The organism is Anaerotruncus sp. 80 (genome assembly GCF_009936115.1).
GTDB lineage: Bacteria > Bacillota > Clostridia > Peptostreptococcales > Anaerovoracaceae > Senimuribacter > Senimuribacter intestinalis.
In genome coordinates this window covers 43,999-61,645 of the sequence record NZ_QWES01000013.1, presented here as the reverse complement: position 1 = coordinate 61,645, position 17,647 = coordinate 43,999, and the positions used below count along the sequence as shown (strand labels likewise).

The 17,647-nt window shown below is 44.0% G+C and carries 22 protein-coding genes and 1 pseudogene; all 23 read left to right on the top strand.

Annotated elements, in window-relative coordinates:
• The first annotated feature begins 107 nt into the window (after positions 1–107).
• The 23 genes and pseudogenes from D1155_RS07970 (at position 108) to D1155_RS07860 (ending at position 17,643) form a co-directional block, all read left to right on the top strand.
• Positions 108–1,331 (top strand): hypothetical protein, encoded by a 1,224-nt coding sequence (locus D1155_RS07970; RefSeq protein ID WP_160201865.1) that lies wholly within the window; start codon positions 108–110, stop codon positions 1,329–1,331.
• Between the two features lie 125 nt (positions 1,332–1,456).
• The gene (locus tag D1155_RS07965; protein ID WP_160201864.1) at positions 1,457–1,954 is read left to right on the top strand and encodes a terminase small subunit; all 498 of its coding nucleotides are present in this window, start codon (positions 1,457–1,459) and stop codon (positions 1,952–1,954) included.
• The gene (locus D1155_RS07960; protein ID WP_160201863.1) at positions 1,954–3,312 is read left to right on the top strand and encodes a terminase; all 1,359 of its coding nucleotides are present in this window, start codon (positions 1,954–1,956) and stop codon (positions 3,310–3,312) included. The genes D1155_RS07965 and D1155_RS07960 overlap by 1 nt, the downstream gene beginning before the upstream one ends.
• Positions 3,313–3,326: 14 nt before the next feature.
• Positions 3,327–4,916 carry a phage portal protein gene (locus D1155_RS07955; protein ID WP_201759561.1) on the top strand — a complete coding sequence of 530 codons (1,590 nt, stop codon included), beginning with the start codon at positions 3,327–3,329 and terminating at the stop codon, positions 4,914–4,916.
• Complete coding sequence (locus tag D1155_RS07950) at positions 4,873–5,058, top strand: hypothetical protein (RefSeq protein WP_243153693.1); 186 nt, start codon at positions 4,873–4,875, stop codon at positions 5,056–5,058. Before D1155_RS07955 ends, D1155_RS07950 begins: the two co-directional genes overlap by 44 nt.
• The gene (locus tag D1155_RS07945; protein WP_160201861.1) at positions 5,051–6,709 is read left to right on the top strand and encodes a phage minor capsid protein; all 1,659 of its coding nucleotides are present in this window, start codon (positions 5,051–5,053) and stop codon (positions 6,707–6,709) included. The genes D1155_RS07950 and D1155_RS07945 overlap by 8 nt, the downstream gene beginning before the upstream one ends.
• Entirely contained in the window at positions 6,706–6,927 is a 222-nt protein-coding gene (locus D1155_RS07940) for a hypothetical protein (protein WP_160201860.1), read from the top strand. The genes D1155_RS07945 and D1155_RS07940 overlap by 4 nt, the downstream gene beginning before the upstream one ends.
• Before the next feature lie 140 nt (positions 6,928–7,067).
• Positions 7,068–7,229 carry a hypothetical protein gene (locus D1155_RS07935; RefSeq protein ID WP_160201859.1) on the top strand — a complete coding sequence of 54 codons (162 nt, stop codon included), beginning with the start codon at positions 7,068–7,070 and terminating at the stop codon, positions 7,227–7,229.
• A 112-nt stretch (positions 7,230–7,341) separates the two neighbouring features.
• The gene (locus D1155_RS07930; RefSeq protein ID WP_160201858.1) at positions 7,342–7,977 is read left to right on the top strand and encodes a hypothetical protein; all 636 of its coding nucleotides are present in this window, start codon (positions 7,342–7,344) and stop codon (positions 7,975–7,977) included.
• A gap of 23 nt (positions 7,978–8,000) precedes the next feature.
• On the top strand, positions 8,001–8,885 hold the full coding sequence (locus tag D1155_RS07925) for a capsid protein (RefSeq protein WP_160201857.1): 885 nt from the start codon (positions 8,001–8,003) through the stop codon (positions 8,883–8,885).
• Positions 8,886–8,897: 12 nt separating this feature from the next.
• A complete protein-coding gene (locus tag D1155_RS07920; protein ID WP_201759560.1) occupies positions 8,898–9,254 on the top strand; it encodes a hypothetical protein in 357 nt (118 codons plus the stop codon).
• Complete coding sequence (locus D1155_RS07915) at positions 9,254–9,646, top strand: hypothetical protein (RefSeq protein WP_160201856.1); 393 nt, start codon at positions 9,254–9,256, stop codon at positions 9,644–9,646. Before D1155_RS07920 ends, D1155_RS07915 begins: the two co-directional genes overlap by 1 nt.
• Positions 9,643–9,981, top strand: a complete 339-nt coding sequence (locus tag D1155_RS07910) for a hypothetical protein (RefSeq protein WP_160201855.1) — start codon at positions 9,643–9,645, stop codon at positions 9,979–9,981. The genes D1155_RS07915 and D1155_RS07910 overlap by 4 nt, the downstream gene beginning before the upstream one ends.
• A complete protein-coding gene (locus D1155_RS07905; RefSeq protein WP_201759559.1) occupies positions 9,978–10,361 on the top strand; it encodes a hypothetical protein in 384 nt (127 codons plus the stop codon). The genes D1155_RS07910 and D1155_RS07905 overlap by 4 nt, the downstream gene beginning before the upstream one ends.
• Positions 10,361–10,756, top strand: a complete 396-nt coding sequence (locus D1155_RS07900) for a minor capsid protein (RefSeq protein WP_160201854.1) — start codon at positions 10,361–10,363, stop codon at positions 10,754–10,756. Before D1155_RS07905 ends, D1155_RS07900 begins: the two co-directional genes overlap by 1 nt.
• 7 nt (positions 10,757–10,763) lie before the next feature.
• On the top strand, positions 10,764–11,216 hold the full coding sequence (locus D1155_RS07895; protein ID WP_160201853.1) for a hypothetical protein: 453 nt from the start codon (positions 10,764–10,766) through the stop codon (positions 11,214–11,216).
• Positions 11,217–11,258: 42 nt separating this feature from the next.
• Entirely contained in the window at positions 11,259–11,546 is a 288-nt protein-coding gene (locus D1155_RS07890; protein WP_160201852.1) for a hypothetical protein, read from the top strand.
• Between the two features lie 11 nt (positions 11,547–11,557).
• Positions 11,558–11,893 (top strand): annotated as a pseudogene (locus D1155_RS07885) (Gp15 family bacteriophage protein); the annotation flags it as partial.
• On the top strand, positions 11,778–12,029 hold the full coding sequence (locus D1155_RS16105; RefSeq protein WP_160201851.1) for a Com family DNA-binding transcriptional regulator: 252 nt from the start codon (positions 11,778–11,780) through the stop codon (positions 12,027–12,029). The pseudogene D1155_RS07885 and the gene D1155_RS16105, both read left to right, overlap by 116 nt.
• A 43-nt stretch (positions 12,030–12,072) precedes the next feature.
• The gene (locus D1155_RS07875; RefSeq protein ID WP_160201850.1) at positions 12,073–14,958 is read left to right on the top strand and encodes a hypothetical protein; all 2,886 of its coding nucleotides are present in this window, start codon (positions 12,073–12,075) and stop codon (positions 14,956–14,958) included.
• A complete protein-coding gene (locus D1155_RS07870; protein WP_160201849.1) occupies positions 14,955–15,329 on the top strand; it encodes a hypothetical protein in 375 nt (124 codons plus the stop codon). The genes D1155_RS07875 and D1155_RS07870 overlap by 4 nt, the downstream gene beginning before the upstream one ends.
• Positions 15,329–17,143 carry a hypothetical protein gene (locus tag D1155_RS07865; protein WP_160201848.1) on the top strand — a complete coding sequence of 605 codons (1,815 nt, stop codon included), beginning with the start codon at positions 15,329–15,331 and terminating at the stop codon, positions 17,141–17,143. Before D1155_RS07870 ends, D1155_RS07865 begins: the two co-directional genes overlap by 1 nt.
• Positions 17,140–17,643, top strand: a complete 504-nt coding sequence (locus D1155_RS07860) for a hypothetical protein (protein WP_160201847.1) — start codon at positions 17,140–17,142, stop codon at positions 17,641–17,643. The genes D1155_RS07865 and D1155_RS07860 overlap by 4 nt, the downstream gene beginning before the upstream one ends.
• The last annotated feature ends 4 nt before the right edge of the window (positions 17,644–17,647 follow it).

The window sequence follows — 17,647 nt, the reverse complement described above, 5'->3', positions numbered from 1 at the left end:
CTTATTTTTATGATTGCTGACATCAAGGCGCTGCCGAGCGGTGGCGCTTTTGTGTTGGCAAAATACCTAAGATGAGGTATAATTAAAAGAAAAAGGAGAAAGTTTCAATGAAGATACAGATTGTGAACTATGCAGGGAGATTTGATTTGAAAACTGAAGCGAAGACAGAGCTTAAAATGGAAATTTCCGGTCTTAGCCGACCACAATCTTTTGATGCATATGACATAGATATTATTCTTTTAAACGATAAAAATATATGGCAAAATAGAGGGAATAATACGGACAGAGTAAAGGCGCAAAATGACTTTATAAGTATAAATAAAATTATAGAGAACTGCACTAGCGCACAAGTTATTGTAGTTCTACCACAGAATATCAAATTTTTGTATAATTTTTGGAATGAAGAACCCCTAGCTAGTTGCGTTTTAAAAGATATGATAGAAGAACTGAGATTAATTCTAAAAGCATTATCAAGTAGATTACAATGGCACGACTTGTTTTATGAACGGACTAAGACTAATTTTGAAAACCATATGATTGAAGCGGACTTTTATTTTAATGGGGTAGATGCAAAAAACATATTAACAAAGTCCGACAGGAGTAAAAAAGCAACTACGATAAGAGATGGAAAACTTATTTTCACAACATTAAATTTAGAAACTGAAAAAGATATACAAGCTTTTTTACAAGGTATTGGCTTAATTGAAAGTAAAAAATCTATACCTGAATGGATTGAGGAAATAAAGATGTTTGATGATGAAAAGCAACTTGAATTGATAAATGAAAATAGTGCACTAATTGAGCAATATAAAAAAAATATAGATGAGGCTGAACTTGTTTTAGCGAGAAATAACCGCTACAAATCTATTTTGTACACTCAATCAGACGAATTAGTGGAAGTAGTATTTGAGATGTTACAAGAAATGACAGGAGGCGATTTGTCTAATTTTGTTGATCAAAAGCATGAAGACTTCTTATTTGAGGCAATGGGCTATGTGTTTATAGGTGAAATCAAAGGGGTAAACCATAATATCCGGTCAGAAAATGTATCTCAATTAGATGTGCATTATCAGTCGTATATTGAAGATTATCCAGACAATTTAGATAAAACTAAAGCATTGTTAATAATGAATTATCAGAGGAACAAACCTTTATCGGAAAGAGGTGAGATACATGAAACACAGATTAATTTGGCGAAAAGAAATGGAAGTTTGATTATAGATACTTTCACATTGCTGAAAATGTTTGAGCAATTTAAACAGGGGAGCTTGGATCAAAGAGATTGTGTAAGGCTATTATCAGAATCAACAGGAATACTGAGTATATCATAATTAAAGAGATGATATGTTATGAGTCATGCAATTGTGGCGAGATTTTCGAGTTGAATATTTGAGTGAATGTACTCCGGTGTCCTTCAGACCCGGGGTATTTTTATACCATGAAAGGAGGCAGATTGATGGGACTTACGAAAAAACAGAAACTCTTTGTAGAAGAGTACTTGATAGATTTAAACGCTACACAGGCAGCAATCAGAGCCGGATATTCGCCGGCCAGCGCAAAAGAGATTGGCTCAGAAAACCTAACAAAACCTGACATTGCCTCGCGTATAAATAAAGCTATGGCAGAAAGATCAAGAAGAACAGGTGTAAATGCAGACAGGGTTATCAGAGAACTGGCAAAGATAGCTTTTATAAATCCAATTGATTTGATTGACACCGAGACTGCAACAGTAAAACCAATGGCAGTAGCAGAAGATACCGCGGCAATTCAGTCCGTGAAGGTAAAACGATTTGATGATGGCATAGAACGGGAGGTCAAAGTTGCGGATAAACTGAAGGCCTTGGAGCTTATTGGAAGACACTTGGGAATGTTCAAAAATCGTGTTGAAATTTCTGGCCTTGAAGAGGAACAGTCGAAACTGGACAAACTTATTTCTCAATTAGAGGAGGCGTAATGGGATTTGAGCACTTGATTCTTTCTCCAAAATACAAAGCCTTCCTCCGCTGCACCGCCCCTGTGGAATTTCTCGAAGGCACCACTGCGGCGGGAAAAACCACAGTGGGTTTATTCAAATTCATGCTCAAAGTGGCGCAGTCTCCAAAGAAACTGCACATTCTTGCAGCAGACGATACCGGTGCTGCTGAAAAGAACATCATCAACAAGGAACTGGGCATACTAGACGATTTCGGTGTGCTGGCAGAATACAAAGGAAATGGCTCCGGCGAGTACAAGATGCCGCACATCATTTTCCACACTTCTGCCGGAGATAAGATTATATTCGTCATAGGCTATGGCAACAAGCGAAAGTGGAAAGATGCACTGGGCGGTCAGTACGGCTGCCTGTACATTGATGAAATCAACACGGCGGACATTGACTTTGTCAGGGAAGCGGCCATGAGGTCTGACTATCTAATGGCAACGCTGAATCCCGATGATCCAAGTTTGCCGATTTACAAGGAGTACATTAATTGCGCAAGACCGCTTCCAGAATGGGCGGAAGAAACACCACCGGAGATTATAGCAGAGTTAAAAGAAGAACCGAAACCTGGATGGGTACATTGGTTCTTTTCTTTTACCCATAATTCGGGTTTAACCAAAGAAAAGCTGGAAAAGATTATCAGCAATACTCCGAAAGGAACAAAAATTTGGAAGAACAAAATCAAAGGGCTTCGGGGCAGAGCAACAGGGCTTGTATTTCCGAACTTTGAGCGGGCAAAACACGTAGTGACAAAAGAGTGGGTGAAACAGCAAGTCAGAGCCGGAAATATCAGAATGAAGAGGTTTGCGGCCGGACTTGATACTGCCTACTCCCAGAAAAGCCCAGATACTATAGCGATGCTTTTTCAGGGAATTACGGAGTGCGGAAAAGTAATTACGCTGGAAGAACAGGTGTACAATAACGCAATGCTCGGCAATCCCTTGGCGCCGTCAGACACAGTAGTAAGATTTGTGAACTTTCTTGATGAATGCGGCAGGCAGTGGGGCATCGCACGGGATGTCTTTATAGACAACGCTGACCAGGCAACTATAACAGAGCTGAGAAAGTATAAACGCCAGCATGGTTGTCTATACAATTTCATAGATAGTTACAAGAAAATTAAAATTATAGACAGAATTAATCTGCAGCTCAGCTGGATTCAGCAGGGCTGCTATTTAGTTTGTGAGAACTGCGCAGAGCATATACGGGAACTTGAAATTTATAGCTGGCAGGAGGATAAGCCTGAACCGGAAGACGGAAATGACCATACCATCAATGCCAGTCAATACGGATGGATTCCGTACCGTTTTGAGATAGGAGTAAAAGAAGAGTGAGGATAGTAGAGAGAATGAAACAAAGCATTAGAAGCTGGCTGAATGTCAGGGCGGCGGACCCTACATACATAGACATCACTGAGACGCTGGACTATGAAGGAAATGCGATAAAGAACAGAATCTGGTATCGGGGAGACAGCAATGAGCTGCAACAGCTTTACGCTCAGCTGAGAAATGGCGTAGACCAGTATAAATTCTGGGCGTGCAAGTCTAGCCCGGGCATGGAAATCCGAAAGATTCACACAGGACTTCCGGGGCTCATCGTAGACATGTTGACAGCCGTCGTGCTTGCTGATATTGGAGAATTTGATATCAGCAAAGGATTGGACAAGGAAATCTGGGAACAGATATGCCAGGATAACCGGTTTATGAAGAGGCTGGAAAAAGCCGTGAAAGAGACTTTATACATCGGAGATGGTGCATTTAAAGTCACCTATGACAGTGCAATATCGGATTATCCAATCATTGAATATTACGCTGGTGACCGGATCGAAATCAGGAGTGATCGAGGCAGGCTTAGAGAGATAATTTTCAAAACCATGTACGAACAGGAAAGCAAAAGATACTGTCTTTACGAGCACTATGGGTATGGTTACATTAAAAACCATTTATACAGGGGCGAAGCAGAGGTACCGCTGGATGAAATTCCGCAGACGAAGGGCCTAAAAGATGTCACTTTCTCAGGATACACGGAAAATACAGCCGGGGAAGTAACACAGAAGGGCAAGTATATGCTTGCGGTACCTATCAAGTTTTATGAGTCGGGGCGCTGGGAAGAACGGGGTCAGAGTATCTTTGACAAGAAAGTAGATAACTTTGACAGTTTGGATGAAGCCTGGTCTCAGTGGATGGATGCGCTGCGTGCCGGCAGAAGTAAAGAGTATATCCCAGAGTGTTTGCTGCCAAGAGACCCTCACACCGGAGAAGTTCTAAAGCCGAACGCTTTTGATAACAGGTACATCAAAACGGATTCGGATATGTCGGAAGGTGCAGCCAACAAAATTTCTTTGGAGCAGCCGGAGATTCCACACGACAGTTATGCTGCGACGTATATTACGGCGCTGGATCAGTGCCTGCAGGGGCTTATCTCTCCGTCGACGCTTGGCATCGATGTGAAAAAGCTTGACAACGCTGAGGCGCAGCGCGAAAAGGAGAAAGCGACGCTTTACACGAGAAATGCGATTGTATCCGCCCTTGAAGAGGATTTGCCACAGGTAGTAATAACGGTTGTGCGAGCCTATAAAGAGATTAATCATATCGGTAATGTCGAGGAGGAACCGGAGGTCACTATTGATTTTGGCGAATACGCAAATCCAAGCTTTGAAAGTCAGGTTGAAACAGTGACCAAGGCAAAGACGGGCGGAATCATGAGTATTGAGGCAGCGGTGGAGGAACTTTACGGCGACAGCAAGGATGAAGATTGGAAAGCTGAAGAGGTAAAACGCCTGAAAGAGGAGCAGGGTATCACAGAAATAGAAGAACCGGCAGTCAACCATGGGGCAGGTTCTTTTTCTTTGGAGGTAGACGATGAAAGTAAAGGTGGCAAACAATCTGTACCAAATGAGCCAGAAGGAGTATCAGGGACTGCTGCAGATAGCAAGTGAGCAAGTGTCTTTTGGTATTTATGCGATTGAGAAAAAAGGATATGCAGAACTCTGCAATTATAAGTGCGAAAGTATTACTGAACTGAAAAAACTGAAACGAAATCTGAGAAGTCAAGGTTTTAAGGTGCGCTATAATGGCTGATTATGATTTTGAGAGGGCCTTTGCCAGAGTTGAAGATGAACTTCTGCGTTCCATGATTCGGAACATGAAAAAGCATAGCGAATGGGAAGATGCGGAGGGCTTTAACTGGTCCATGTGGCAGGCAGAGCAGCTGAAAGCGCTGGATCAGTATAAGCAGATTAATAAGAAAAAATTCAGCAAGCAGTTTTCCCAGATTAACAGCAGAATCAAAGAGGCAATTGAAGAGGCGAGAAAAGACGGGAACATGGCACAGGAAATTGAGATTCTAAAAGCACTCCGAAAAGGTTATAAACCTCCAAAGTCACGCAGCGGGTCAGTAAAGACTCAGGCTGCGTTTTTTCGCCTGAATGACCGCAAAATGGATGCATTAATAAGCGCCACAATCAAGGATGTGGAGAAAGCGGAAACGGCGGTCTTGCGTATGGCAAATGACAAGTACCGGAAAATCATCTTTGATGCGCAGGTTTATGCAAACAGTGGAGCGGGAACCTATGAAAAAGCGGTTGATATGGCGACCCACGATTTTCTTGCAGCCGGATTAAATTGCGTGGAATATGCGAACGGTGCACGTCACACGCTGAAAAACTATGCGATGATGACAATTAGGACAGCCAGCAAGAGGGCATATCTGCAGGGAGAGGGAGAGAAGCGGCAGGAATGGGGAATCAGTACCGTAATTGTAAATAAACGCGGAAACCCTTGCCCGAAATGTTTGCCATTTTGTGGGAAAGTACTGATTGATGACGTATGGAGTGGTGGAAAGAAGGGTGACGGACCATACCCACTGCTGAGTAGCGCCATCGCCGCCGGCTTATATCACCCAAATTGCAAGGATAGTCACACTACGTATTTTCCCGGAATCAGTACGCCGCCGGATGGGAAGATTACGACAAAAGAAATCAGTGAAGTCAAGCGTGAGTACGCACATGAACAGAGGCAACAGCACATACAGCGTCAAATTGAGAAATATGATAGACTTAAAAAATACTCACAGGATTCGGAGAACCAAGAAAAATATGCATGGAAGCTCGCCGAATGGGAGGATAAGGCCGATTCGTTAAAGGGTAAAAAAATAGAAGTACAAACGGAGTACGATGCATTTATACGCAGACTAAGAGAAGATTCGGATTCACAGAAAAACAAAATGGCGCTTTATGCAGAATTTACGGAACTAAGAGAGGACCTAAACTGCAGGTCTCCCCTTGCATATGACATTGAGCTGGATGCTATGATTTATAATCCAAAGTTATCCTTGGAAGATTACGATTTAGACTACTCTTTTGCACACGAGTTATCACACAGGATAGATAGTCTTGAGTATCATAGTTGGGAAAACGATAATTTTATCAGAGCTATTGAAATCTGCTCGGAAAAAGTGTATGCTGAAGAAGAAAGAATAAGGAAATGGTTTGAGCCAGGGGGTAAATACGAAACGAGTTTTGCTATTTCTGATATCGTCAGTGCTTTATCTGATGCAAGAATTTCGGGAATGGTAGGACATAGAGAAAGTTATTGGTCGAAACCAGGGGCGAAAGCGGCGGAGATTTTTGCGAATCTTAATACGATTAAAGTGTTGAATCTTCTGGAGAAAGAAGAATTCAATGACATTTTTTATGAATTATATGAAGCATATAGGGAGATGATTGGTTGAAAATAATTGATAGATTATTGGCAAACGAAGAAATTCAAGAATTGCGAAAGCAGCTATATGATATGACAGGTCGACATCTTGGCTTTAATCACGATTGTTATTCAGGATTTGAAGAGTATAAAGAGCATCTTAGGGCGTGTGTGGAAGCAGGGAAGATAATCTCACGGCCAAAAGACGAAATAATCGAGAAACGATTTGACTCACTTTGGGAACGCTAAGCTGATCAGTTCAACTGGACTGGTCTTTTTTAATATCGAAAAGGAGGAGGTCTTATGCATCCAGCGGTACAAATAACAGGAATTATATGCTGTACTATCATAGCGGTATGCTTAATAGCAGCAAAGACGGGAGGGAAGAAATGAAACTCATTGTAACGAGACGGTACTACGACTTGGAACTTGAAAAAGTCCTTGAAGCGGGTACTGAAATTGAAGTCACAAAGAAGCGGGCAGAGTTACTTCTGCAGAAGGGCTTAGTAAAAAGAAAAACAGAATCAGTTAAATCAGAACCTTTAGAGTAGGGTTCTTTTTTATTGCTCCAAGTGCGAGAAGAGCTTAAAAGAAGCGCTGCGGGAGACACCCGAGACAAAACTGATATGGTGAGACACACCTAAAACTGAAAGGAGAGAACACATGCTGAAACACAAATTTGGAAAAATTAGGCCTTTTATGGCGCCGGAAGGAACCGGAGGCGGAGAAGGAGCTGGCGACACGGGTAGCTCTGGTGCACAGACTGGGAGCAACCCGAACCAGCAGACACAGCAGGCTCCGGCTTTTGATTACGAAAAGCTGGCCAGTATTATTACTGGAAAGCAATCGGTGACAGAGGATACAGTCTTGAAAAGCTATTTCAAGCATCAGGGACTGTCGCAGGAAGAAATGAAACAGGCGATTGATGCATTTAAAGCTGAAAAAGCGAAAAACCAGCCTGATCCGAACGCATTGCAGGTGCAGGCACAGCAGGCGCAGGCGGCGGCACTTCGGGCAGAGATGGAAAAAGAGTCGCTGCTCATGGCAGGTGAAATTGGAGTAGACTTAAAGACAATTCCATATCTGATGAAAATGGCGGACGTAAAAGATGTGATTGTGGAAGGCAAAGTTGATAAGGAAAAGCTCAAAGAAGCCATAAACAAAGTGTTAGAAGACGTACCGCAGCTGAAAGCACAGACTGAAACAAACGGCGGAAACGGCTTTAAATTCGGCGCATCTGGAAGCGGTGGAAACAATACCGCCACAGATGACCAGTTAAAGGCGGCATTTGGGCTTTAAAAACGAAAGGAAGGTAAAAGAACATGGCAGTATATGAATACGCTGAAAAATTCACTAATTTATTGCAGCAGAAATACGCAAAGGAACTCTGTTCTGATACTCTGACAAAGAGTAACACCGGGGTAACTTTTATTAATGCGCAGACTATCAAGCTTCCGAGAATGGCTGTATCTGGATATAAGGACCACACCAGAACTCCGGGATTTAATTCCGGCTCTTTGAGCAATGACTGGGAAGCAAAGAAACTGAGTCACGATAGAGACATTGAGTTCTTCGTGGATCCAATGGATATTGATGAAACGAATCTGACTTTATCTGTGGCAAACATTCAGAATACCTTTGAGACGGAACAGGCAATTCCGGAAAAGGATTGTTACAGATTCAGTAAGCTCCATGCAGAACTGACAAATCTCAGTGGAAGAATTGATACCACGGTCGTAACTGCGGCGAACTTCCTCGAATGGTTTGACGAGGAAATGGCAAGAATGGACGAAGCGTCTGTACCTGAAGAGGGAAGAATCCTATATGTTACTCCGAGCATGAATAAAATCCTCAAGGAGGCCGAGGGAATTCAGAGGGTCATGATGGTATCTACACCGTCCAGCGTCAACAGAAATGTTCATAGCCTGGACGATGTGACAAAGAAGATGGTACCGGCAGCAAGAATGAAGAGCAAGTATGACTTTACTGACGGATTTGCAGCAGCGGAAGATGCAAAACAGATTAACTGCATTCTAATTCACCCATCTTGCGTTGTATGCAGAGACAAGTACAGCTATATCAAGTTGTTTACTCCGGGCACTGATTCTCGTACCGCGGACGGCTATCTGTATCAGAACCGCAACTACGGAGATTTGTTCCTGCTAGAACGTAAAGTAGAAGGCTGTGCAATGAATGTCAGCGAGTAAGGAGGGAGACGGATGAAAGCAATTAAAGATAATAAAGTCTATACCATCACAGAGAGCCAGCAGAAGTTTTATACTGACGCTGGCTTTGATATTGTAGATGACGCGGGAGAAGTTATCAGCTACGGAAGAGGAAAGACCGTGCCTTATGAGAAATATGCCGTCTTAAAAGAGGAACTCGAGGCGGCAAAGAACTCTAATGACTCCAAAGAACTGGAAGCGCTCAAAAAGGAAAACGAGCAGCTGAAAAAGCAGGGAGAAAATGCGTTTGCCGCACTTGAAAAGTATTGCAGTGAAAAAGGAATTGATATTGGTAATACAACCACTGTCACAGGGCTTGTTAAAAAGCTGGATGAATCGGAGAAAGCGTAATGTATGAGGCATATGCAGGCCCTTCTGATTATGTGGTATACGGGAACGGAAATATTCCAGCCGATCAGTTGGAAAAATATCTTAAGTTGGCCAGCAGGCATATTGACTCCTTGACATTTAATCGGATTGTAGGCTGTGGCTTTGAAATGCTGACACCGTTTCAGCATGAACTCATCGTTGAAATCGTATGTTTGCAGGCGGATTTTGAATATGAGAATGCAGATGAAATTGACACGGTGCTTTCGAGTTATTCGATTAACGGTGTTTCTGTGCAGTTTGGGGGTGGCTGGAATGTCATGGTGCAAAATGGAATTGCAATGAGAAAAGACACCTATGAGCTGCTGAAACAAACTGGATTAACTGACAGAACGCTTAGGAGGTGGCACGGATGAGATATCCTTGCCTGGTACCCGAGAAGCTTTGCAGGACAGATATCTATGTGGAAATTGAAGCAGAGGGCATTACAGAAGATGGAGCGCCGATTCCTGCATTTTCTGCAACCATCAAATGCAATTATCAGGATGGAGGAAAACGCATTTTGACGGAGGAACAGAAATTAGTACAGGTTTCCGGCACTGCACTTTTTCCCGGAGATATCTGCCCGGACATTGTGAATATCACGGGAGGCATAGCTGAAGTACACGGCATGCGCAGAATTATTGCAGAAGGGCGAAAGGCTCGGAATCCAGACGGCACAGTGAATTATACAGAACTGAGGTTATTATGATTAAGGCAAACAGCAAAATCACAATAAACACTGCAAGAATCGGTCAGCTGACGGGTGCTGCGGTAACAGCTCTGGAAAAGACAGCAGAGGCACTGCATACTGAGGTGGTGCAGGCGCAGGTGGTGCCTTTCGATACTGGTAATTTGCAAAATGAAGGCATGTTTGTAGATTACTCCGAAGCGTCAAAAGGTATTGTTACGATTGTCCACAGCACGCCTTATGCTCGGCGTCTTTACTATCATCCGGAATATAATTTTCGGACTCATGAAAACCCTAACGCAAAGGGCGAGTGGTTTGAGGACTGGCTGCCTGGTGGAAAAGAGGAAAAATTTGCGGTGAAAACGTTTAAGGAACTGTACAAACAGGAGGGTGGTCTATAATGCTGACTTTAGCTGATGTACGTGACTGGCTGAAATCCTTTGGTTTTGCAGAGCACTACTATATCGGGAAGCTGGACAACAAAAAACAGAAGTCAATCGGGGTGTATCAGAGAAAAGAAACCGGTACACCCCGCATAACCATTGGCGGGCTGGATAATACCAGATATGACGTAAAGAGAATCTCAGTGCTGTTGCACTGGAATCAAAATGCGAAAGAAACGGAAGAGGCGGCTCTTGCGTTTTGGGAGAAATTAAGAGAAGTCACCAATGTGCAAATCGGAGAAACTCATGTTGATTATCTCATGCTTTTGGTACCGGAGCCCCAGGATGTGGGAACCGATGACAATGGGATATATGAGCGGGTAATCTGGTTTGATTTATATTACGAAAGGTAGGTAGAAAATGGCAAGCACACAGAAAGGGGTATACCCTTGCTATAAAAATCAGTTTCAAATTGACACTGCGGCGCCGGGTGCGGAAACTCCGGCGATGAAAAATATTGCTGAATGTGAATCCTTTGGCGTCAGCTTTGATAACGGTGTGGAAGAATGGACGCCGTTTGAATCGGAAGGCTGGACCAGGAGGCTGCAGACGGCAAAATCAATTACAGTGTCGGTAACTGCAAAGAGAAATGTAGGAGATCCGGGCAACGATGCTGTTGCAGAGCTTGCTTGGGCAAACGGAAGAGATACGGAGCGAGATTTTCAGTGGACCTTCCCTGACGGTACTGTTGTCAAGTTTGCTGACGCAGTTATCAACGTGACCAATGTAGGCGCTGGCGATTCCACTGCGGTGGCACCGCTTGAATTTGAAATTTTGAGCAACGGAAAGCCGGAAATTACACCGGCGGCATAACGGGAGGCGGGGTAAATCCCCGCCCAATCTTTTGGAGGAAACATGAAACGATTAGATATTACAGAAAAGCTGAATTTTAGCAAGAAACCTGTGTTAGTGGTCAAAGACAAGGAAATCGAAATAGACAACAGTGCTGTGACCATCCTGAAGGTGATGGGCTTGATGGGTGATGAGGCAGGGTCAAAAGAAATTTTGGAAGCTTATGAATTACTGTTTGACAAAACCGCAAGAAAAACGGTAGACAGCCTGCAGCTAAACTTTGGTGATTTCGCGACACTGGTAAGGGAGGCAATCGAACTGGCGGCAGGAGACTCTGAGGGGGAGCAGTAGAGCCCTGGTATGATTTAGTAGATGACTTTGACCTGATTGTGTCGTCTATACTGTCTCAGTATGGAATTCGTATGCTGTCAAAGTCTTTTGAAGATGTAACCTGGGCTGAGTTTGTGGCTCTCCTTTCCGGGCTTGACCCGAATACGGCGCTGGGGCGCATTGTTGCGATTCGTGCTGAAGACGATAAGGATATGTTGAAAGCTTTCACGCCGGAGCAGCGGAGAATCCGAAATGAATATCGGAATAAAGCTGCTAAGCAGGTATCGAAAGAAGAGATGGCACGGGTGCTGGAAGCATACAAACAGGCGTTTATCAAAATGGCAGGTGATAGTGATTGTAAAAATTAAGTGTAAGAACTGCGGACAGACATTATTATTTGCCAACCATGCAGATATTGAAATGAAATGTCCGCGCTGTAAAAAAATCAATAGAATTAAAATGGAACATGTTAAGACAGAGCCTAGAGCCACACCAGTAGAGTAGCGAGCCGGTGCCTGCTTTTTAAAAATAGAAAGGCAGGTGGAGTATGGCAGCTGAAAGTGTTGGCCAGATTGGTCTTGACCTAGTTGTAAACCAAAATCAATTTAATAAACAGATGAAAGGTATCACCAGCCTTGCGAAAAAGGCGGGTGCTGCTTTAGCTGGCGCATTTGCTGTAAAAAAGCTGGTGGATTTTACGGCTTCCTGTATTGAACTTGGCTCGGACCTGCAGGAAGTACAGAATGTTGTCGACGTAGCATTTCCGCACATGAGTGCAGAAATGGATAAATGGTCTAAGAGTGCGGCAACATCCTTTGGCCTATCGGAAACGATGGCGAAGCGGTATGCGGGTACCTTTGGATCTATGTCCAAGGCTTTTGGTTTCACCGAAAAGGAAGCCTATGAAATGTCGACGACCCTCACTGGACTTGCCGGTGATGTGGCGTCATTCTATAACATTGCACAGGACGAAGCGTATACCAAGCTGAAATCAGTTTTTACGGGTGAGACAGAAACCCTGAAAGACCTGGGTGTTGTAATGACGCAGAGCGCGCTGGATTCCTACGCTCTTGCAAACGGCTTCGGAAAGACAACTCAAGCCATGAGCGAGCAGGAAAAGGTCGCTTTACGGTATAAGTTCGTGCAGAATCAGCTGCAGCTGGCTACCGGTGATTTTATCAGAACGCAGGACGGTTGGGCGAATCAAGTTAGAATCCTGAAACTGCAGTTTGATTCACTGAAAGCGACGCTGGGGCAGGGGTTTATCAATCTGTTTACACCGATTATAAAGATTATCAATGTGGTGCTTTCCAAGCTTGCGACATTAGCGAATGCTTTTAAGGCGTTCACGGAGCTGATTACCGGAAAGAAAGCGAAAAGCGGAGCTGGAGTGCTCGACCAAACGGGAAAAGCGGCTGACGCTGCGGCAGATAGTGCTGGAGATGCAGCCGGAGCAGTAGGCGGCGTGGGAGACAGTGCAGGAAAAGCGGCCAAAGCTGCGAAAGAACTAAAGAATGTCACCCTGGGCATTGATGAACTGAATACAATTCCGGACCAGTCTGATGACGGCAGTGGAGGCTCCGGTGGTTCAGGCGGAGGCGCCAGCACAGGCGCAGAGGTTGACTACGGTCAGCTGGCAGAAGGTGAAACGGTACTGGACGAGGTTGACAGCAAGTATGCTGCACTGATTGAGAGAATCAAAGAACTGAAAAACCTGTTTGTTGGGGGTTGGAAAATCGGCATCGGGGATTTGTCGGTACTGGATTCTATTAAGAATCAGTGTGATGAAATTGGTACCAGCTTGAAAGATATTTTTACCGATGAATCGGTTGTCAAAGCAGCAAATGCCTATTTGAATAAACTGGCCTTCGCTCTTGGAAACACTGCCGGTTCTATTGCATCTGCCGGATTAACGATTGCAGACAATCTGACCGGCGGTATTGCAAAATATCTTGACCAGAATAAAGACTTTATTAAGTCTAAAATTGTGAATATGTTCGACGTCTCTGGTGCTGTTGCGTTAAAAATTGGCGCGCTGACAACAACAGTTGCTGAAATTTTTACCGTATTCAGAAGTCCGGAGGCGAAACAGATTACTGCCGACATTATAGCAATTTTCAGTAATGGTTTTCTGGAAGCTGGTGAACTGGTTCTGAAATTCGGCGGCGATATAGTAAACCTGATTTCTGATCCTATCATCAACAATAAAGACAAGATTAAAGAAGCGCTGAATCAGACGCTGGCGCCGATTCAGACCTTTACCAGCACGGTAAGGGAACTGGTGACAGATACAGCGAAAAAGATCAGTGAAGTCTATGATACCTATATCAGTCCTGCGTTTAGTAAAATCTCGGAGGGTCTAGGCACAGTATTTGGTTCGGTGCTGGATGCGTACAACAAATATCTGGCTCCGACGCTGCAGAGTATTGCTGATGGTTTCAAGAAACTGAAAGATGAACATCTGCAAAAGGTGATTGACAAGTTTTTGGAGCTGGTCGGAAACGTTGTGGATTGTATTGCCACAATATGGAATGCAATATCTCCGTTCGTGGGATATATCGCAGGTGAATTTGTCAAGGTAATTTCAGAGGGGCTACAAGGTGTCTGGGATGTCTTCATCAAGGTATTCGGCTGGATATCAGATATCGTAAGCGGACTCTTAACTACGCTGAATGGCCTGATTACCTTTATTAAAGGAGTCTTTTCCGGCGATTGGAAACTTGCGTGGGAAGGGGTAAAAGGAATTTTCAGCGGAATTTGGGAAACCATTAAAGCTGTATTCTCACCTTTTACGAATTGGCTCAATGATAAAGTCATCACGCCGGTAAAAGGTATGGTAGCTAAGATTAAATCAGCTCTGGGAACGGTTTCTGACTGGATTAGCAAGAAGGTTCTAACACCGATTAAGAATGGATTTGATACCTTCTGGAACGGGGTGAAGAAAGTCTGCAACAGTATCTTAGGAGGGATTGAATCTATGGTTAACGGTGTTATTCGTGGCATCAACAAAATGATTGATGGCCTGAATAGCTTGAAAGTAGATATTCCTGACTGGGTACCGGGAGTTGGAGGCAAGTCTCTTGGCTTCAGCCTGGGTTCTATCAGTCCGGTTTCACTGCCTCGCCTTGCAGAAGGTGGTTACGTGAAGCGGAATACTCCGCAGCTTGCAATGATTGGTGATAATCCGAGATACGGAGAAGTGGTTGCTCCGGAAAACAAATTGCTTGAAATGGCAAAACTGGCTGCGCAGAGCAGTCAGGGCGATACATCTGCGATTGTTGCGGCAATAGAAAGCTTGAAACAGGTTATCTTGAACAAAGATGATGACAGACCGATTGAACTGATTCTTGACGGAGAGGTATTATATCGTTCCAACCAGAAAGTGCAGCGGGCACGAGGATATGACTTAGGAATGGGGGCATTTGCAAGATGATTTGGATTAATGGAAAGAAACTGCCGTCGCCAAATAATAACCTAGCGGTCGCAAGGCAGCAGCTGGTAGACAGTGCAAGAAATGCAAGTGGTGATGTCGTCGCCACGAAGATTAATCGAAGGATGATTAAGCTGGATTCTTTAGAGTGGTCGTATCTGACCGCAAAGGAATGGCATGATATTCTGGTAGAAATCGAAAAATTTAAGGGAACACTGAAATTTTACGATGATTTGACGCAGAAATTTACAACCAGAAAAGTATACTGGGGCGATTCCACGGAGACTCCTTTGGAGGTGGATAAGTCCGGTAAGGTTCTACGGTACAAATCCTGTAAATGCAATATCATTGATATGGGTTATGAGGTGACATAATGTATCAGACAAGTGAGGCATATAATGTGCAGATTAGAGATCCGGTGCGAAATCCATGTTATATCAGGGTTCGCTTTGGCATTCAGGATCCGGAAGCAAACAAAAATGCAGTTATCAGTAATAGTGGAGAGCTGCACTATAGCTCGGTACCGACGCTGGATGGGCAGAGCGACGCCAAACGCAGGTATGGAACCTTGGAGCCTGGATTTTGGTTATTAGACGGAACGATTGATGCTGCACCGAATATAGGCCCGTACTCTTTGCAAGGGTATGTTGGAACAGACATCAGCAAAGAAGATTGTACCTACGAGAAAGAGCCTGAAATGTACATCACTTTCGCAAATGGGTATTATGCTTTCCGTGGAATTGCAGTATACTTCGATGAAGCGGAGCATGAGCACCCGATAAGCATAAAAATCACCGCAGAGAGGGACGGAAAACAGGTCTTTGATAGAATCTTTCCTGTTATGGGAGAAGTTTTTTCCTACGAGGGAAATTTGCCGCCAGGAGACGAGTACCTGAATAAGATTACACTGCAGATACTTAATAGCGGAATACCTTGCAGGAGAGTGAGGATTGGCTCAATCGTCCTCGGCGTAATAAAAACTTTAACCTGCAGAAACATTACTGAAGCAAAGTGGAGCAGGAAAAATGATTTAATGAATACCAGCATTGCAAAAAACGAATTCTCATTTACCTTCTTGGATGCCGACGGTGAGTATAACCCGGATAATCCAGAAGGTATTTGGCGTTTTTTGGAAGATGGGCAAGAAGTAACCTTTGAGTATGGCATTGAGCTGGACGATGGGAGTATTGAATGGGTGAAAGGCGGAACCAATTACACTAATGGGGAGCCTGCTATCAGCAGCTCTGCTGCGCTGTCAAAGGCCAGCTTCACTGCGATATCAAGACTGCAGACGTTGACGGATATCTATAGAGAGGGAAACTACAATCCGGACGGAGTGACTTTGTATGATTTGGCAGACGGTATTCTGCAGTGGGCAGGGCTTGTAGACGATAACGGAAACAAAGAATACCGCATTAGTGAAAAACTGAAAAGTTATGTTACGACAGCGCCGTTGCCAGTGGGTGAAGCAAAGGATTGTTTGCAGCTTATCGCTAATGCCGGAATGTGTGTGGTCGACGTGGATCGAGATGGAAAGATTTTTATTGAAGAGGTATCTGCAGAGATGATGGATTTTATCTATGATAAATCTGTGGTTTTGGAAGCGCCGCCGACCACAAAGAAATATCCGCTCTTGAAGGACATACTGATAACACTTTTTCAGTATACAGTACAGACGGAGGAAACCGAACTGATATCCATGGATATTGTAGAAGCGGAGGAAACGATTTATGAGCTGAATTTTGATGATACCGCTGTGGACTTATCGCTGTCTTTAGCTGGCGGATTGACGGCCGGCGTGACAGAGTTTTATGCCAATATGTGCAGAGTAACACTGACGGGAAGCGGAACAGTTACTGTAATGGGGAAAGCAGTAGAATCAGGCAGCGCAACGGTGCGTTTTGCATATGATACCATCGGGGAAGAATGCCCGGTGTCAAATCCTCTGATTACATCGATGACCCATGCCAGGGAGTATGTGGCGTGGGTAGCTTCGGTAATTATGCGCAGAGCGGAATATACGTTTAAAGACCGGGGATTTCCGGAAATTGATACAACAGATAATGTTACAGTCAATACATTGTTTACGGACAATATTAAAGCAACTGTAACAGAAAATGAGATGAGTTATAATGGAGCGTTTTCGGGAAGCAGTAAGCTGCTGGTATTAAACGAGGTAGAGAGATGACGTGGATTACACCGGTAACAGAGAGAACAGAGTTTGATGTCGAGGCGGCCAAATCTTTAAAGGAACGGATTTATGCAGTGGGATGGGTAAACCTTACCGCTGCAGAGCAGATGGAGTTCTTAGGAGACATGATAGGAACCCTGAATCATATCACTTTGAACCGAATTGAATGCAATACCTGTTTCCTTGAAGAGCTGATAAGACGTTTAGGATTCGCGGTGCAAAAACTTGCCTACAAAAAAGATTGGAGCAGAGAATCTCTGCCGGTCAGAAATGATCTGCAAAGGCTTGTAGATAACATCGCTGCATTATGCGATAGTTTCTATGCCATGGCCACAAGTTTACCGGAGAATATGGAGATACCAGACATCGCAAAGATGAACGCAGTTGAAGAGGTTTTGGTGGAACTGAAAGCTGCTGCAGACTTAATTATACAGAGTTGGAAGTACTGCGGGACTTTTTCATGCGGGCAGGACTTAGTGCTTCCGCAAAGGAGTTGATGGA

Bases quoted from the DNA above. Each gene is read 5' to 3' on its own strand.
- D1155_RS07970 (WP_160201865.1), top strand. From the start codon at position 108: ATGAAGATACAGATTGTGAACTATGCAGGGAGATTTGATTTGAAAACT.
- D1155_RS07965 (WP_160201864.1), top strand. From the start codon at position 1,457: ATGGGACTTACGAAAAAACAGAAACTCTTTGTAGAAGAGTACTTGATA.
- D1155_RS07960 (WP_160201863.1), top strand. From the start codon at position 1,954: ATGGGATTTGAGCACTTGATTCTTTCTCCAAAATACAAAGCCTTCCTC.
- D1155_RS07955 (WP_201759561.1), top strand. From the start codon at position 3,327: ATGAAACAAAGCATTAGAAGCTGGCTGAATGTCAGGGCGGCGGACCCT.
- D1155_RS07950 (WP_243153693.1), top strand. From the start codon at position 4,873: ATGAGCCAGAAGGAGTATCAGGGACTGCTGCAGATAGCAAGTGAGCAA.
- D1155_RS07945 (WP_160201861.1), top strand. From the start codon at position 5,051: ATGGCTGATTATGATTTTGAGAGGGCCTTTGCCAGAGTTGAAGATGAA.
- D1155_RS07935 (WP_160201859.1), top strand. From the start codon at position 7,068: ATGAAACTCATTGTAACGAGACGGTACTACGACTTGGAACTTGAAAAA.
- D1155_RS07930 (WP_160201858.1), top strand. From the start codon at position 7,342: ATGCTGAAACACAAATTTGGAAAAATTAGGCCTTTTATGGCGCCGGAA.
- D1155_RS07925 (WP_160201857.1), top strand. From the start codon at position 8,001: ATGGCAGTATATGAATACGCTGAAAAATTCACTAATTTATTGCAGCAG.
- D1155_RS07920 (WP_201759560.1), top strand. From the start codon at position 8,898: ATGAAAGCAATTAAAGATAATAAAGTCTATACCATCACAGAGAGCCAG.
- D1155_RS07915 (WP_160201856.1), top strand. From the start codon at position 9,254: ATGTATGAGGCATATGCAGGCCCTTCTGATTATGTGGTATACGGGAAC.
- D1155_RS07910 (WP_160201855.1), top strand. From the start codon at position 9,643: ATGAGATATCCTTGCCTGGTACCCGAGAAGCTTTGCAGGACAGATATC.
- D1155_RS07905 (WP_201759559.1), top strand. From the start codon at position 9,978: ATGATTAAGGCAAACAGCAAAATCACAATAAACACTGCAAGAATCGGT.
- D1155_RS07900 (WP_160201854.1), top strand. From the start codon at position 10,361: ATGCTGACTTTAGCTGATGTACGTGACTGGCTGAAATCCTTTGGTTTT.
- D1155_RS07895 (WP_160201853.1), top strand. From the start codon at position 10,764: ATGGCAAGCACACAGAAAGGGGTATACCCTTGCTATAAAAATCAGTTT.
- D1155_RS07890 (WP_160201852.1), top strand. From the start codon at position 11,259: ATGAAACGATTAGATATTACAGAAAAGCTGAATTTTAGCAAGAAACCT.
- D1155_RS16105 (WP_160201851.1), top strand. From the start codon at position 11,778: ATGAATATCGGAATAAAGCTGCTAAGCAGGTATCGAAAGAAGAGATGG.
- D1155_RS07875 (WP_160201850.1), top strand. From the start codon at position 12,073: ATGGCAGCTGAAAGTGTTGGCCAGATTGGTCTTGACCTAGTTGTAAAC.
- D1155_RS07870 (WP_160201849.1), top strand. From the start codon at position 14,955: ATGATTTGGATTAATGGAAAGAAACTGCCGTCGCCAAATAATAACCTA.
- D1155_RS07865 (WP_160201848.1), top strand. From the start codon at position 15,329: ATGTATCAGACAAGTGAGGCATATAATGTGCAGATTAGAGATCCGGTG.
- D1155_RS07860 (WP_160201847.1), top strand. From the start codon at position 17,140: ATGACGTGGATTACACCGGTAACAGAGAGAACAGAGTTTGATGTCGAG.